We start from the raw sequence: 14,023 nt of genomic DNA on the forward strand, positions 1-14,023 counted from the left end.
GGCGGGGCTGCCGGTGCGCCGCTTCCACGGCGTCGGCCCGCGCGGCGCAGAGAAGATGGCACGGCTCGGCATCGAGACTGGGGCGGACCTCGCGGCCCGGGACCTCGCCTTCCTGCGCGCTAACTTCGGCAGCTTGGCGGAGTACCTGTTCCGCGCCGCGCGAGGCGTCGACCTGCGGCAAGTGCGCGCCGACCGGCAGCGCAAGTCGGTAGGCGGCGAGCGTACTTTCTTCGAGAACATCGAGGACCCGCAGGCGCTGCGCGAGACGATGGACCACATCGTTGACGTCGTCTGGGAGCGCATCGAGCGTGCGCAGGCCCGCGGCCGGACAGTCACGATGAAGCTGCGCTACGCCGACTTCCAGACCCTCACGCGCGCGCGCTCGCTCTCCCGATCTGTAGCTGACAAGGGCGAATTTTCAGCCATCGGCCATGCACTGCTGGACGATCACCTGCCACTGCCCCAGCCTATCCGGTTGATGGGGCTTACTCTCTCAGGGCTGGAGCGGGAAGAGCAGGAGCTATCGCGGCTGCCTGGCGAACGGCAACTCTCGCTGCTTTAGCTCTCTTGCTTCGATGCTCCTTGCGAGCCTGCGCCGATCGCCGACCAGTAACTGTCCACCCAAAGCGGCAGCGCCGAGCGGTGGCTGCGCAGAACCTCCTCGGGGAGCGCGTCGAGCGGAAAGAATTGGGCTGCGACGATCTCTCGTCCGTCGGGCACTGCTCCGCCGTCCACCTGCCCGGCGACGGTGCGGACCGCATCGTTCGAGCCATGCAAGTCCTGTGGCCGCAACGCGAGCAGGCGTGCCTGAAGCAGGATGCAGCCCGTTTCTTCGCGCAGCTCGCGCATGCCGGCGACCACAGGGTCCTCGCTACGGCGAAGTCCTCCACCAGGGGGCATCCAGACCGGCGGCCCATAGGAATGCCGCACCAGCAAAAGACGGCCAGCCCGGTCGAGCGCCAACACGCGCACACTTCCGTGAGGAGGACGCCATACGCGCCATAGCTGCACCCGGAGAAGGTGCGCCAGCCGGTAGAGGGACCTGTGAAACGGCGCCGGAAGCAGGTTTAGCAGAAGCAGGTGACCTTGTGGCGGGCCGCCTTAAGCAAGCGGGTGATTGGCAGATCGCGCTCACCTTTCATCGCGGCTTCGAACACTGTGCGCTTGTCGGCGCCGCGAATCACAAAGACCATTTCGTCGCTGTCGACCAATGATGGAATAGTGAGCGTAAGCCGGTCGAAGGGTGCCTCGGGGGGCAGCGGGTCAGGGGTCAACTGGCGAACGGCGAGCCTATCGTCCGCGCGCGGATCCGTGTTGGGGAATAGCGACGCCACGTGACCATCTGCACCCATGCCCAGCCAGGCGATCGCAAAATGAGGCGGCTGCGCGTCACGCGTCAATGGGACGATCCGGGCTCCGGCCGGTTCAAGTCGAGCGCGAATTTTCCCGACATTACTGGCGGGATGATCTTCGGGCACGATGCGGTCGTCTCCCGGCCAGACACTGATGCGCTGCCACGGCAAATTGACCCGGGCCAACCTGTCGAAGATGGGAAACGGGGTTGATCCGCCGGGCACGGAGACGGCGATCTCAGCCGAAACTGCAAGGGCAGCGCGAAGGTGCTCAGCGAGCCACGTGGTTATGGCGCCGTCGTCGGCGTCCTCGATCAGTTTGATATCAGGCATGGGGGAGACCTATCACTCCCCCGCCCTTTCCGGAACTCTTACGCGATGATTTCGCGCAGGAACCACGCGCGCTGTTCGGCCTGGTCGGTCCAGTCGTCGATGATGCCGTCGGTGGCGTTGTCGCCCGCTTCACCGGCGAGTTCCTTGGTCGCCTTCAGCGTCTCGACGTAGGCCGAGTTGTCTTCGAACAGCGCCTTGACCATGGCCATCGCGTCGAGCTTCGTGTCGTCCTCGTCCTTAATCGAGGTCTTGGCGGCGATCGCGCCGATCGAAGTCAGCGTGGTGCCGCCCAGCTTGCGCACGCGCTCGGCGATAAGGTCGGTCAGGCCGAAGACCTCGGTCGCCTGCGCGTCGAACAGCAGGTGCAGGTCGTGGAACTGCGGGCCGCGGACATGCCAGTGGAAGTTCTTGGTCTTCACGTAGAGCGCGAAGGTGTCGGCGAGCAGCCCGTTGAGGCTGTCGATCAGAGCGGCCTTCGAGTTGTCCTTGGAAGTCATGTCGATTCCCTCTTCTGCGGTGTGTTGTGAACACGAATACGGACCAGGAACGCGAATGCAAAGCCCCGGTTCGATCGCAATTGTCGATCAGAGAATACCGAATTCCGAAAGGAACATCGCCGTCGCCGTGAGCAGAAGCAAAAGTCCGGCGGCGCGCCGGGTCCAGCGTGCGGCGGGCAGTGCCAGGAGGTCGGGCCGCGCCCAGGCGAAGGCGACCAGGACGGCTCCGCCCGCGGCACCCGCCGCGCCGGCATACCACGGGGCAGCAAAGCCCACGCCCATGCCGAAGATGACGAAGCGCGCCGCGTCGACGATCTGGTGGGCCACCAGCACCAGCGCCAGCGCGCCGAGAGAGTTGGTAGGCTCGCGGGGTGTCTTTCGTGGCGACAGGACCATCGATTCCAGCCCCGCGAGCCCCAACGCGATGGCGGCGAAGATCGTGCGCGCAGGCGGCGGCAGCTGCGCCAGCATAAAACGCGCCGCGTATGCCGCGATGAGCGCCGTGAACACGGAAGCGACGACAGCGACGATCAGCACCGCCGGCCGCCGCCCTTGCCGCGCCGCCAGTCCAGCGACCGTCACCTGGTCCCGCGCGCCGAGACCGGCGAGCAGGACTGCGATCAGGGTGAGATAGAACGCGGGCATTCAGCTCGGCCGCCGCGTCCGGCCCTCACCCCTTCTGACAGGCGACGATGGCGGTAATGACGTTGGCGGTGTCGGCCGGATCGCGCACGCAGACGGTGTCGAGGCCCATGGCCTTAGCGGGATAGTCGTTGCCGCCGGGGAAGATGGCGTCGCCGATGAACAGGATGTCGGCCTCGGCGACACCGCTGTGTTCGGCCAGGCGCCTGAGGCCCCAAGCCTTATCGACGCCCGGCTGGGTCACGTCGACCGAGGTGGCGCCGCCCAGGTTAATCGAGACGCCGGGCAGGCGCTTGACGAGGTCGGCCTGGATCACCTTGCGCTTGGCGAAGTCCGGGTCCCACACTTCCTTCGCTTCGAGCGGGGCCTGCTGGCCGAGCGCGGAGAAGGTGATCTGGCTGCCGCGATCCTCGATCCGTTCGCCCCAGACTTCCTCGGGCGTGAAGCCGGTCGCCGCCAGCGAGGCGTCGAAGGCTTCGAGGATTTCACGTTTCTGATCCTCGGTGAAGAGTTCGGCGTAGATCGGCTGCCACGCGCCCTCGCGGTGGCGGTAGAGCTTGGCGCCGCTGGTCGGCATCATCCACAGACGTGAGACGTCGGCGTGGGCGGGCAGCCGGCTGGCGACCTGCTTTTCGAACTGCGGCCAGTCCCCGCCCGAGATCACCGCGACCTGGGCGACGGTGAGGAGCTGCGCGAAAAGGTCCGCCATCTCATCAGTCAGCGGCTGCTTGCTCAGCGCCAGGGTTCCGTCGAGGTCGAACGCCACGATTTTTTTCATTCCATGCCTTTCGCGCTTGTTCTGCCTGCGCCGCTAACGGCACACCGGTTGCATCCAAAGCGTGTGCCAGACGATCAGGCAAGTGCCAAAGGCGTCCGACACCGTGATGGTTGCGATTTTATTCGCACATGCAAAAAGTTCGGGTCAACAAACCTCTTATGGGGTCGTTGGCCCGAGTGATGCCACTGATTGATGGCGAACATGTTGCACTGCGGCGCCAGGAAAGGGAACATCCCTGCGCTCCGATCGTTGGGTCCTTTCAGGGCGAGTGGCAATTTGCGTCGCCCGGCCGTGCGTGTGCCCTGTTTCGCGCCGCAGTCCAGCGCAGTCTCATGCATTCCGGGGGCGAGACCGAACGACGATGAACGACTTAGACGCCACGCTTTCATCCACTGCGCCCGAGCGGGAGACAGGCGATTCGTTGCCTTTTGACTTGTCTCCACCACAACCGCTTGACCCTGACGCCTCCGCGGTCTTCCTCGATTTCGACGGCACTCTGGTGGAGATCGCCGACCATCCTGACGATGTCATCGTAGCGCCCGGCCTTTCACAGCTTCTCGCTGACCTCGCGCGCCGGCTGGACGGCCGATTCGCCATCGTCACCGGCCGCTCGATTGCCGCACTGGAATTGCTGCTGGGTCCGGTCGAGGTCGCGGTCGCCGGATCGCACGGGGGCGAATTTCGCCGCTCCCCCGCCGCGGACATAGAACCGCTCGCCGAGCCGTTGCCGCCCGAAATCGTCTCTGTTCTGGAAGACTTTGCAACGGCCAACGGCGGGTTGCTGGTCGAGCCCAAGCCGTTCAGCGTCGCGGTCCACTACCGCCATCATCCCGATGCGCTGGAGGGCTTGCTGACCTGCGCGCAGAGCCTTGCCTCGGCCGCCGGGCTGTCAATGAAGCATGGCAAGCAGGTCATCGAACTGGCCATGCCGGGCTCCGACAAGGGCACTGCCGCTGCCCGATTCATGGCCCTTCCCGAATTTGCGGGCAAAACGCCGCTGTTCCTCGGCGACGACGTGACCGACGAGGACGCCTTCCACGCCATGCGCCGTCTTGGCGGACAGGGCGTGCTGGTCGGCCCGATGCGCCCCACCGCCGCCGCGACGCGCCTGCCCGGAGTCGCCGCCGTCCACGCATGGCTGAAAGCCGGGCTCGAAGGAACCACACGCCCATGAACGTACCCGAAGCCGGCACGCTCGGCGCCAACGCCGCGGAAACCGCCACGCCCCTGAGCACGCTCGAGCTATGGCCGATCGGCAACTGCCAGGTCAGCGGGCTGATCGACGAGGCGGGCGCGATCGTCTGGGGCTGCGTGCCGCGCGTCGATGGCGACCCGACATTTTGCGCGCTCCTACGCGGCAACAAGGGGCAGGACGCGGGCACCTGGCGCTTCGAACTGGAGAACCAGGTCTCCGTCAGCCAGCGCTACTTGCGTAACACCCCGATCCTCGTCACCCGGCTTGAGGACTCGAACGGTGGCGCGGTGGACGTGTTCGACTTTGCGCCGCGTTTCGAACGATCGGGTCGGATGTACCGCCCGGTCGCCTTTGCGCGCATCGTCCGGCCAGTGTCAGGCGCGCCGCGCATCCGCACGATCCTCACCCCGATGAGCGGCTACGGGGCAAAGCTCGCCCCGATCACGCAGGGCTCGAACCATATCCGCTACCTGGTCGAGCGCAACGCCATGCGCCTGACGACCGATGCGCCGGTCGGCTACGTGCTCGACGAGCGCTGGTTTCGGCTGGAAAAGGCGATGCACTTCTTCCTCGGCCCCGACGAGCCCTTCGCAGGCGATGTTGAGCACGACGTCGAGACCATGCTCCAGATGACCGGCAACTACTGGCGCCAGTGGGTGCGCGGGCTCGCCACCCCGCTCGACTGGCAGGATGCGGTAATCCGCGCCGCGATCACGCTTAAGCTGTGTCAGCACGAAGAAACCGGCGCGATCGTCGCCGCGCTCACCACATCGATTCCCGAGGCGCCGGGCTCGATGCGCAACTGGGACTATCGCTACTGCTGGATTCGCGACGCCTACTACACGGTGCAGGCGCTCAACCACCTCGGCGCTCTCGACGTGCTGGAGAAGTACCTCGGCTACCTGCGCAACATCGTCGCTGACGCGCCAGGCGGCGTGATCCAGCCGCTCTATGCGGTGAGCGGGGCGAAGGAAATCATCGAATGGGAAGCGCCCGACCTCCCCGGCTATCGTGACACCGGCCCGGTGCGCATCGGCAACGCCGCCTACTACCAAATTCAGAACGACTGCTACGGTCAGATCGTCCTGCCCTCGATCCAGGCGTTCTGGGACCAGCGCCTGCTGCGTATCGCCACCGAGGACGACTTCCGCGAGCTAGAGAAAGTCGGCGAGATGGCGTGGAAGACCCACGACCAGCCCGACGCGGGGTTGTGGGAGCTGCGCACTCGCACGGCGGTCCATACCTATTCTAGCGTGATGAGCTGGGCCGCCTGCGACCGTCTCGCCAACGCCGCCGAGCACCTTGGCCTCCACGACCGAGCCGCGCTGTGGCGAGAGCGGGCGACGACTGTGCGCGCCAACATCGACGAAGGCGCGTGGCATGCGATCGAGGGGCACGACGCGGGCGGCCACTACGCCGCCAGCTTCGGCAGCGGCCAACTCGACGCCAGCCTGCTGCAGATGGTGGAACTGCGCTATCTTCCCGCCGACGATCCCAAGTTCAAGGCCACGCTAAAGGCAGTGCAAAAAGCGCTCAGGCGCGGCGAACACATGTTGCGCTACGACAACGAGGACGATTTCGGCCTGCCCGAAACCGCCTTCAACATCTGCACCTTCTGGCTGATCGAGGCGCTGCACCGCAGCGGCGAGGACGAGGAAGCGCGCCGCATCTTCGAGGCCATGCTCGCCCACCGCACTAGATCGGGCCTGCTATCCGAGGACATGGATTTTGAGACCGGCGAGCTGTGGGGCAACTTCCCGCAGACCTACTCGCTGGTTGGCATCATCAATTGCGCCGGGCAGCTGTCCCGGTCCTGGCGGGACTGGCGCTGACGGCGCCATAGTCCCCCATCCCTGCGCCGGTCGCGGCGTCTGAACATCATGCGCCGTCCAGGCGCGACCGAGGAAGTAACATGAGCCGTCTGATCGTCATCTCCAACCGGGTCAGCGTTCCCAAGGCGGCCGGCGCCGCGGGCGCGCAAGGTGGGCTCGCGGTAGCGCTCAATTCGGCGCTGCGCGAACACCGGGGCATCTGGTTCGGCTGGTCGGGCCAGGAAACCGCCGAGTTCACCGGCCACCTCGACATGCAGCGCAACGACGACGTCACCACCGCAACCATCGACCTCGAGCCGCAGGACATCGACGAATACTACAACGGCTATGCCAACCGCACGCTTTGGCCGCTGTTCCACTACCGCATCGATCTCACCGAATACGACCGTAACTTCGGCGAGGGCTACGAGCGCGTGAACGAGCGTTTCGCCGATTCGGTGCTGCCGCTGATCGAACCCGACGACCTCGTCTGGGTCCACGACTACCATCTGCTGCCGCTCGGCTCGATCCTTCGCGGCAAGGGGGTGAAGAACCGCATGGGCTTGTTCCTGCACACGCCCTGGCCGCCGACCCGCCTGCTCGCCTCGCTGCCATTCCACGAGCGGCTTGTCGCCTCGATGCTGGAATACGACGTGCTCGGCTTCCAGACCGTCGAGTGGCTGGAGAGCTTCCTGCATTATGTGCAGAAGGAAATGGGCCTGAAGGTCAACCTCGACAATTCGATCGACTACAAGGGTCGCAAGGTCGTCGCCCGCGCCTTCCCGATCGGTATCGACTATGCCGAGTTCACCGAAGCCGCCGGCAGCCAGGAGGCCCAAGACGCCTACAAGGCGCTCAAGTCCAGCGTGCGCGGCCGCAAGATCCTCATCGGCGTGGACCGGCTCGACTATTCCAAGGGCCTGGGCGAGCGGTTCGAGGGCTTCGCCCGCTTCCTGTCCGATTATCCCGCGCAGGCCGGCGACGCGGTGCTCCTTCAGATCGCACCGCCAAGCCGGGGCGACGTCGCCAGCTACCAGCAAATCCGCGAGGATCTCGAGCGCAAGACCGGCCACATCAACGGCGCCCATGCCGACGTGAACTTCGTGCCGATCCGCTACGTCAACCGCGGCTACGACCGCGCCATGCTGGCGGGCTACTACCGCGCTGCCGACATTGGCCTCGTTACGCCCCTTCGCGACGGCATGAACCTCGTCGCCAAGGAGTACGTCGCCGCGCAGGATCCCGAGGACCCCGGGGTGCTGATCCTCTCGCAGTTCGCGGGCGCTGCGCTGCAGCTCAAGGACGCGCTGCTGGTCAATCCGCATTCTGTAGAGCACGTCGCCGAGACCATCAAACGCGCGCTGGAAATGCCTCTGCCCGAGCGTAAGCGGCGGCACGCCAAGCTGCTCGCTTCCGTTCGCGACGAGGATGTGATCCATTGGCGCGAGCAGTTCGTCCAGGCGCTGATCGGCAAGGACAAGGCGAAGGACGGTGGCAAGGATGGAGGCAGCAGCGGCCTGTCGCGTGAAGAGGCCGCCTGAGCGCACCCTCCTTTCGTCGACCCTCTGGTTATCGCGGTCCTAACAACAATCATCATAATTTTGATGCTCGCCTGCAACCGTTCTGACCTCTACGACGATTATGGAGTGGGTGCGGGGCAGAGTCTCGCCGGCTGGCGCGGCGAGTCCGAACACGGCCGACCGAAAGATAACAAGAGGACGCCGGGCAACCGGACGGCTGAGAGAAAATGACGGCAATTCTCTATGGCGAGTGCGTAAGCGCCCGCGATACAGCTACTGTGCGGATCTGGGCGCTCGCGAACGAAGGTTGCGACCTCGAGATCGACACGCCGACGGGCATGTTCGACAGTGATGTCGCGCTGTGGATCGGTGCGGTCGGCCCGTTCGCGGCGACCATCACCCAGACCCCGATCGAGCCGAGCGCCCGCCGCGTCGCGGTGCGCTTCAAGGAGCCGCTCGACGGTCGCATCCTCCAGCATTTCAACGCCTGACGCATCAAGCGTCTGAAGAAACGGACTGGCCGCCGATGCCCGGCTTCCGCGGTCTTAAGAGCAGCGGGGGGCGGGCACCACGATGCCGGGTCCTCGACCGTCTCCCGTGCGAGATCGCAATCCGCGCGCCGGAACGATCAAGAGCAACAATTCGACACGGCGCTGCAGATATTGCAGAAATCTTAACCACCTACCCTGTGATGCGGACAGCCCGTTGATTTTCGGCTGATGCGAAACGGCAGGGGCATTCGCGAACTTGTTTGAAACGTTTTGGCCAGCGCTGGAAGCGCGTCGCCACACAACCGCCGAGATCGCGCAGCAGCCGAGCGGTCGCGCTCATGCCAAGCGCATGCTGGCATCCATCCCGCCTACTCTGTTTGCCGTGGATGCATTTTTCTTGAGCACGCCGCGGCAAGGCAGACACCACTTGCGGATCTTGTCCCGGCGACAAGCCCGGACAATCTTGGGGCGCGCGCCCGCGAGCAGGGGCGATGTCACGCCTTACGCTCCATCGATCCAACCACTGCAAGAACGGATTGAACATGCCGCTGGCGCAGCTCCGATCATTTGACGATTTGCTTGTTTGCCCGCGTTGCAAGGAACCGCTTGACCGCAGTGCTCGCGGCAATCTGCGCTGCACGTCTCAGACCTGCTCCATAGGGAACGCCGAGTTTCCCGGCGTCGAGGGCTGTGATCTGCTGGTGGATTTCCAGCGGAGCGTGGTGGACCGCGAGGCGCTGCTCGAAAGCAGCGGCGAGAGCGTCATCGAGCGACGCCCCTGGAAAGAGTTGCTCCAACGTGTCGTCGACGGCGGCAATCGATTTGCGCCTCATTTCGCTGAGGATATCGTGGCGCGCCTTGAGCAATGCGAAACGCACACGCCGACCCTGCTTGTCATTGGCGGGGGGCAGATCGGCAGCGGATCACAAGCCCTCTATAGTTCGCAGAAGGTAAGAATCATTGCTCTGGACGTTTACCTGTCGCCTCATGTCAATATCATCGGCGATGCTCACCACCTGCCGCTTCGCGATGAGAGCATCGATGCAGTATGGATCCAGTCCGTACTGGAGCATGTCACGAAGCCCGAAGCGGTCGTTGCCGAATTACACCGGGTCCTGAGATCTGACGGGTTGGTTTTTGCCGACACCTCTTTCCTCTGGCCGGTCTGCGAAGAAGCATTCGATTTCCAGCGGTTCAGCGCGAGCGCCCATCGCTGGCTGTTCCGCAACTTCGAATTGATTGCCGCAGGCTCCTCGTCCGGACCAGGAACCGTCGCAGCGGTGGCCCTTCGCTACTTGCTCCAGTCGCTGTTGCGCAGCACCCGGCTCGGGCAGATTGCCGCATTCCCCTTCTCCGCACTACGTCTGCTGGATCGCTTCTGCGACAACAGGCGAGCCATCGATGGCGCTGGAGGAACGTTCCTTTACGCCCGCAAGACCGGACAAAGCTTCACCGAGTCCCATCTTGTTGATTACTACGCGGAGCAGCCGCGCTTTCAGGCGAAGAGCCGGCCGCTTCGGCGTTGACCGCGCCTTACCCCCTAATCGCCCTCACCTCCAAAAATTTCGCCGGAAACGCCTGAGGCCTCAAAAGGTTATCCCGAAGTTGCCAAAAGTAGGTATTTTGTCATAGAAAGGGCCTACCCGATCGACGAGGGTGTTTATACCTCCAGAATTCTCCGGATTGACAATGGCGACGCTCCTTTGACGATGGAACTTCCGCGAATAGCGCGCGCACTTGAACACCAAGCCGGCGATCGGACCATCGCGGACGGCGGACTTCCAATCGCCCGCTCGCGCCAGCGCAGGCGGATGCAATGCTACCTGGTGCTACTCACTGCCGATCTGGTCGCGATCCTCGCCGGGTTCGCTCTGGCCGGGCATCTCATTTCAGCGGTCACCGGCATAAGCGCGGCTCTGGATGATGTGGCGCCGGTGCTAGCGATTTTCCTCGTTCTAGCGCTGCACAACGGGTCTTACACGATCGCCACCCTGCAGGAGGCCTGGAGCGGCATTGGCCGCGCGGTGATCGCCTTGTTGATCGCGATCATCACGTCGGTTTTCGCGCAATTCCTGATCCGCCCGCGTATAGAACTTTCTCCAGGAATGCTCAGCGGCGGCGCGGTCTGCGCGGCATTCCTGATTGTCTTGATCCGCCTGCAATTGCGAAAGTTTGTCTTCTGGAACTGCGGCTCCCACGTGATCAACGAGTTGATCATCGACGACGGTGGCCCGCAGCTGACCTTCGATGGCGCTTTCCGCGTGTCCGCCTCAGGAATGGGCCTAAGTCCGGACCTCAGCAATCCTGCAGCGCTTGACCGGTTCGGCCTGGCGCTGCGCAACATCGACCGGGTTGTTATCAGTTGTCCTCCCAGCCGGCGCGCGGCCTGGGCGATGATGCTCAAGGGCGCCAATGTTGATGGAGAGGTCCTTGCTGACGACGTGGCCCGCTTCGGCGCCAAGGGAGCGCGCGTAGCAGAGAACCATGGTCTTCTGCTGGTATCGGCCGGCCCTCTGGGAACCCGCGAACGAGCGATAAAACGTGCGTTCGACGTCGCGTTCGCGGGCAGCGCCATTCTTGCCCTTTCGCCCCTGCTGATCGCGGTTACTTTGGCGGTGAAACTTCAGGACCGCGGACCGGTCTTCTTCATCCAGCGCCGCATGGGCCGAGGCAACCGGTTCTTCAGCATGTACAAGTTCCGCTCGATGACCCACTCCCTCGGCGACGCTCATGGCAATGTCTCGGCAGCGCGCGATGACAAGCGTATCACTCCTGTTGGCCGGTTTATCCGCCGGACCAGCATTGACGAGCTTCCGCAGCTGTTCAACGTTCTGCTCGGCGACATGAGCCTCGTGGGACCGCGTCCGCATGCAACTGGCTCGCTTGCCGGCGACAAGCTGTTCTGGGAGGTGGACCAGCGGTATTGGCAGCGCCATTCGCTGAAGCCCGGCCTGTCCGGCCTGGCACAGGTCCGCGGTTTTCGCGGCGCAACTGATCATGAGTCTGATCTCATTGACCGCCTGCAAGCAGATCTCGAGTACCTCGAAGGCTGGACCATCATGCGGGACATTCAGATCATATTTCTGACCCTGCGAGTCCTCGTGCACGAGAAGGCGTTCTGACAGCCCATGCCTAAAGCGCAGCGGGCCGGATGCCGGCATGCTCTTGGGTGACCGACTTGAACGACCGACCGGCCGGCAAGGCGATGACGCGGTCCAGCTAATCTAGGGAGATGTCCCACTGGTGCACTGCAAGCGAGCTCTCGCCGGTAACCGGTTCCACGCCGATCGCCATGCCGGTGAACCACTCGGTGCCCTTGAGAAGGCGACGGCGCACCATCTCTTCCAGCACATGGTGCATGTCCATGCGGCCAGACGAAAGATCGCCCTTGGCCGGAAAGAACATGAAGTAACGCACTTTGCGGTAGAGGTGCCAAACCCTTCCTTCGGAATCCCTATAGTCAGCGTACCGTTTGCCGGATTTGGCAAATGTGATGGCGGAAGCCGATGCATGTTGGAAAAAACCGAGCTCTGCCACTTGCCGTCCCGGCGGAGATATCGACGATCGCAGGAAAAATTCCTGAAGAACGTTATACTCGCCCTGCCCATGGTGGTGGAGCGAGAACGACGCCGTAAGCCTGCGAATTGAAGAGATTTGCACGGGTGCAACGGCTGTCTTCGGGATGCCGCCGTTATAATTCCCGAATGCAATGTGGTTGTAGGCGTAGACACCGCATCCGTGCACGTTAGGGCTTACGTCCGGCGCCCGCGAGACGATAGAGGTCTGCGCAGGAAAACGGCCTGAATCCAAGACGATGGCGCCCGAAATGTCCCTGCCGACGACGAGGTCCTTCTTCCCATCTGCGCACCAGGGCGCCGCAAAAGCGACGTAACGGCCCTTAGAATAAAATTCGCGGTCGCCAAGTTTAATTCGGCTATCTGAGGCATCCGTCTGGTCCGCGCGAGCTTTGACCGGCGCCGCACAAACGACAAGCTGGAGACCAACAAGCATTCCAAGCCTGACGGCGGATCGGGTAAGGACGGTCATCAGATTCCTCCACGCTCGTGCGGTTCGCCCGGACTGCATGCGAGGCGCCGACGGAAAAAAGCCTTGGTAGGCAAGCCGTTCAGTGATCAACTTCCGCGAGCCGCTGTCGTAAAGCAGCTGGCACTCGGTCCCGATGCTTCCTAAATCGCGTAATCGATCGACTTCTGACTTGCGGCGGAAAGGCATTCGCCGCTTTTCGCTCGCGGGAAGACGGTGCAATCCCATAGCATGATCTCGGTCCATCCGGCGCGGCGGTCGCGGACGTAAAGGAACGCCAGCTTGTCCGGTCGGCCATCAACATAACCGAATACTTTGCATGCGATCTGACCCGTACAGCGGCCAAGCGCCTGGTATGACTGCCGCCCCCCGTCTCCACCCGGCATCATCCAAATCGTGATGGGTTGGCCGGGACGCGGCTGCCCCTGCCCGGCCGCGCCGGCTGGCGGTGCAGGCACCGCATCCGGAGCACCACCGGCTTCAAGAGCGCTGTCCTCGATCGCGCGTGGCAGAAGGGTCTCGGGATCAGTCAGCGAATTGTGAGCCTCGGAAATCACGGCAAGCAAACCAATGGCCGGCTCGTTCTGGCTGTAATGCTGCCGGAAGGCCGCAGGTTTGCCCCAGGCGCCAGCCCAGCGGAAGAACAGGTGGGTATCGACGCTCGTCAGCTTGTCCATGGCACTGCTCCAAACCGGATGAACCCAGTCCGTGTGGTAGTGCGTTGCAAGACCGACTTGCGGAACGACTCCGCCATTCAGCATGACCTCTGCGCGCATGCGAGCAAGAGCGAGATCGCGCGGCGATGGCCGTCTATGCAAGGCCCCGTCGCACGTGAACGTGAACTGGCAGCCGGTCTTTCTCTCAGCCCCCTGGAAGACGACCCCGCACACCGTGCTCGGAAATGCGGGATGGCGCACGCGATTGAGCACTACCTGTGCGACGGCGCGCTGGCCCAGATCACCATTCCCCGCTTCATACCACATCGCGCTCGCAAGGCAGTCGACGGCCCGCATCCTGCTTACGACAGAGCCGCCAAAAAAGAATGCGGGCGCGGCGGCTCCAACACCCGGAGCAAAAGGAGTTCGCAGGTTAGCCAGCCGTGCATCGCTTGGAGCAAGCGTTTCAAAGGTCAATGGCTCGGGTTTAGGGGGGACGCCGAGAAATCCGGCGGGGCCAGGCACATCCGTGAACCGGCCTTGATGCTTCAGGTCGGCCGATTGAGTTCGGTCAGTGCGCGCGATCGCGCTGCCCAGCAGGACGGGAACGAGCAAGAGCAACAGCCGCGCGACCGTTGCCACGCGAATATCGCCTATGGCCCTGACGCCCGCTCGAGCGCGCGAGTTCAGAGTGACTAGCCTTT

At 63.7% G+C, this 14,023-nt stretch carries 13 protein-coding genes and 1 pseudogene; 7 read left to right on the top strand and 7 right to left on the bottom strand.

Annotated features, from left to right (window positions below; translation table 11 throughout):
* Window positions 1-562, top strand: a pseudogene (locus tag PMI02_RS12400) (DNA polymerase IV); the annotation flags it as partial.
* Here PMI02_RS12400 and PMI02_RS12405 read toward each other — a convergent pair.
* The 5 genes from PMI02_RS12405 to PMI02_RS12425 form a co-directional block, all read right to left on the bottom strand.
* On the bottom strand, window positions 559-1,011 hold the full coding sequence (locus tag PMI02_RS12405; RefSeq protein WP_369751230.1) for an NUDIX domain-containing protein: 453 nt from the start codon (window positions 1,009-1,011) through the stop codon (window positions 559-561). The pseudogene PMI02_RS12400 and the gene PMI02_RS12405 sit on opposite strands and share 4 nt — an antisense overlap.
* A gap of 56 nt (window positions 1,012-1,067) precedes the next feature.
* Window positions 1,068-1,685, bottom strand: coding sequence for a 6-phosphogluconolactonase (locus PMI02_RS12410; protein ID WP_007683117.1), 618 nt, complete (start codon window positions 1,683-1,685; stop codon window positions 1,068-1,070).
* A 38-nt stretch (window positions 1,686-1,723) separates the two neighbouring features.
* Entirely contained in the window at window positions 1,724-2,182 is a 459-nt protein-coding gene (locus tag PMI02_RS12415) for a Dps family protein (protein WP_007683118.1), read from the bottom strand.
* Window positions 2,183-2,269: 87 nt separating this feature from the next.
* Window positions 2,270-2,827: a hypothetical protein gene (locus tag PMI02_RS12420; RefSeq protein WP_007683120.1), complete on the bottom strand. Its 558-nt coding sequence runs from the start codon at window positions 2,825-2,827 to the stop codon at window positions 2,270-2,272.
* Between the two features lie 25 nt (window positions 2,828-2,852).
* Window positions 2,853-3,602, bottom strand: a complete 750-nt coding sequence (locus tag PMI02_RS12425; protein ID WP_007683121.1) for an HAD-IIB family hydrolase — start codon at window positions 3,600-3,602, stop codon at window positions 2,853-2,855.
* Window positions 3,603-4,035: 433 nt separating this feature from the next.
* On the opposite strand from PMI02_RS12425, the gene otsB reads away from it, so the two are divergent.
* From otsB to PMI02_RS12455, 6 genes are all read left to right on the top strand, one after another.
* A complete protein-coding gene (gene otsB, locus PMI02_RS12430) occupies window positions 4,036-4,776 on the top strand; it encodes a trehalose-phosphatase (protein WP_036503640.1) in 741 nt (246 codons plus the stop codon).
* On the top strand, window positions 4,773-6,629 hold the full coding sequence (locus PMI02_RS12435; RefSeq protein WP_007683124.1) for a glycoside hydrolase family 15 protein: 1,857 nt from the start codon (window positions 4,773-4,775) through the stop codon (window positions 6,627-6,629). The genes otsB and PMI02_RS12435 overlap by 4 nt, the downstream gene beginning before the upstream one ends.
* Window positions 6,630-6,709: 80 nt before the next feature.
* On the top strand, window positions 6,710-8,149 hold the full coding sequence (gene otsA / locus PMI02_RS12440) for an alpha,alpha-trehalose-phosphate synthase (UDP-forming) (protein WP_007683126.1): 1,440 nt from the start codon (window positions 6,710-6,712) through the stop codon (window positions 8,147-8,149).
* A 206-nt stretch (window positions 8,150-8,355) separates the two neighbouring features.
* Window positions 8,356-8,619: a hypothetical protein gene (locus PMI02_RS12445; protein WP_007683127.1), complete on the top strand. Its 264-nt coding sequence runs from the start codon at window positions 8,356-8,358 to the stop codon at window positions 8,617-8,619.
* Window positions 8,620-9,161: 542 nt separating this feature from the next.
* A complete protein-coding gene (locus PMI02_RS12450; protein ID WP_007683128.1) occupies window positions 9,162-10,145 on the top strand; it encodes a class I SAM-dependent methyltransferase in 984 nt (327 codons plus the stop codon).
* Window positions 10,146-10,430: 285 nt separating this feature from the next.
* Complete coding sequence (locus PMI02_RS12455; RefSeq protein ID WP_007683129.1) at window positions 10,431-11,741, top strand: sugar transferase; 1,311 nt, start codon at window positions 10,431-10,433, stop codon at window positions 11,739-11,741.
* Window positions 11,742-11,838: 97 nt separating this feature from the next.
* Here PMI02_RS12455 and PMI02_RS12460 read toward each other — a convergent pair whose 3' ends face one another.
* On the bottom strand, window positions 11,839-12,666 hold the full coding sequence (locus PMI02_RS12460; RefSeq protein ID WP_007683130.1) for a hypothetical protein: 828 nt from the start codon (window positions 12,664-12,666) through the stop codon (window positions 11,839-11,841).
* 140 nt (window positions 12,667-12,806) lie between these two features.
* Window positions 12,807-13,961: a cell wall hydrolase gene (locus PMI02_RS26405; protein ID WP_157222503.1), complete on the bottom strand. Its 1,155-nt coding sequence runs from the start codon at window positions 13,959-13,961 to the stop codon at window positions 12,807-12,809.
* Window positions 13,962-14,023: the final 62 nt, after the last annotated feature.

This window comes from Novosphingobium sp. AP12, assembly GCF_000281975.1.
Taxonomy (GTDB): Bacteria; Pseudomonadota; Alphaproteobacteria; order Sphingomonadales; family Sphingomonadaceae; genus Novosphingobium.

Coding starts and splice junctions, on each gene's coding strand:
- PMI02_RS12425 (WP_007683121.1), bottom strand. CDS start 3,602: ATGAAAAAAATCGTGGCGTTCGACCTCGACGGAACCCTGGCGCTGAGC.
- PMI02_RS12415 (WP_007683118.1), bottom strand. CDS start 2,182: ATGACTTCCAAGGACAACTCGAAGGCCGCTCTGATCGACAGCCTCAAC.
- PMI02_RS12410 (WP_007683117.1), bottom strand. CDS start 1,685: ATGCCTGATATCAAACTGATCGAGGACGCCGACGACGGCGCCATAACC.
- PMI02_RS12445 (WP_007683127.1), top strand. CDS start 8,356: ATGACGGCAATTCTCTATGGCGAGTGCGTAAGCGCCCGCGATACAGCT.
- PMI02_RS12435 (WP_007683124.1), top strand. CDS start 4,773: ATGAACGTACCCGAAGCCGGCACGCTCGGCGCCAACGCCGCGGAAACC.
- PMI02_RS12455 (WP_007683129.1), top strand. CDS start 10,431: ATGCAATGCTACCTGGTGCTACTCACTGCCGATCTGGTCGCGATCCTC.
- PMI02_RS12460 (WP_007683130.1), bottom strand. CDS start 12,666: ATGACCGTCCTTACCCGATCCGCCGTCAGGCTTGGAATGCTTGTTGGT.
- PMI02_RS12450 (WP_007683128.1), top strand. CDS start 9,162: ATGCCGCTGGCGCAGCTCCGATCATTTGACGATTTGCTTGTTTGCCCG.
- otsA (WP_007683126.1), top strand. CDS start 6,710: ATGAGCCGTCTGATCGTCATCTCCAACCGGGTCAGCGTTCCCAAGGCG.
- PMI02_RS12420 (WP_007683120.1), bottom strand. CDS start 2,827: ATGCCCGCGTTCTATCTCACCCTGATCGCAGTCCTGCTCGCCGGTCTC.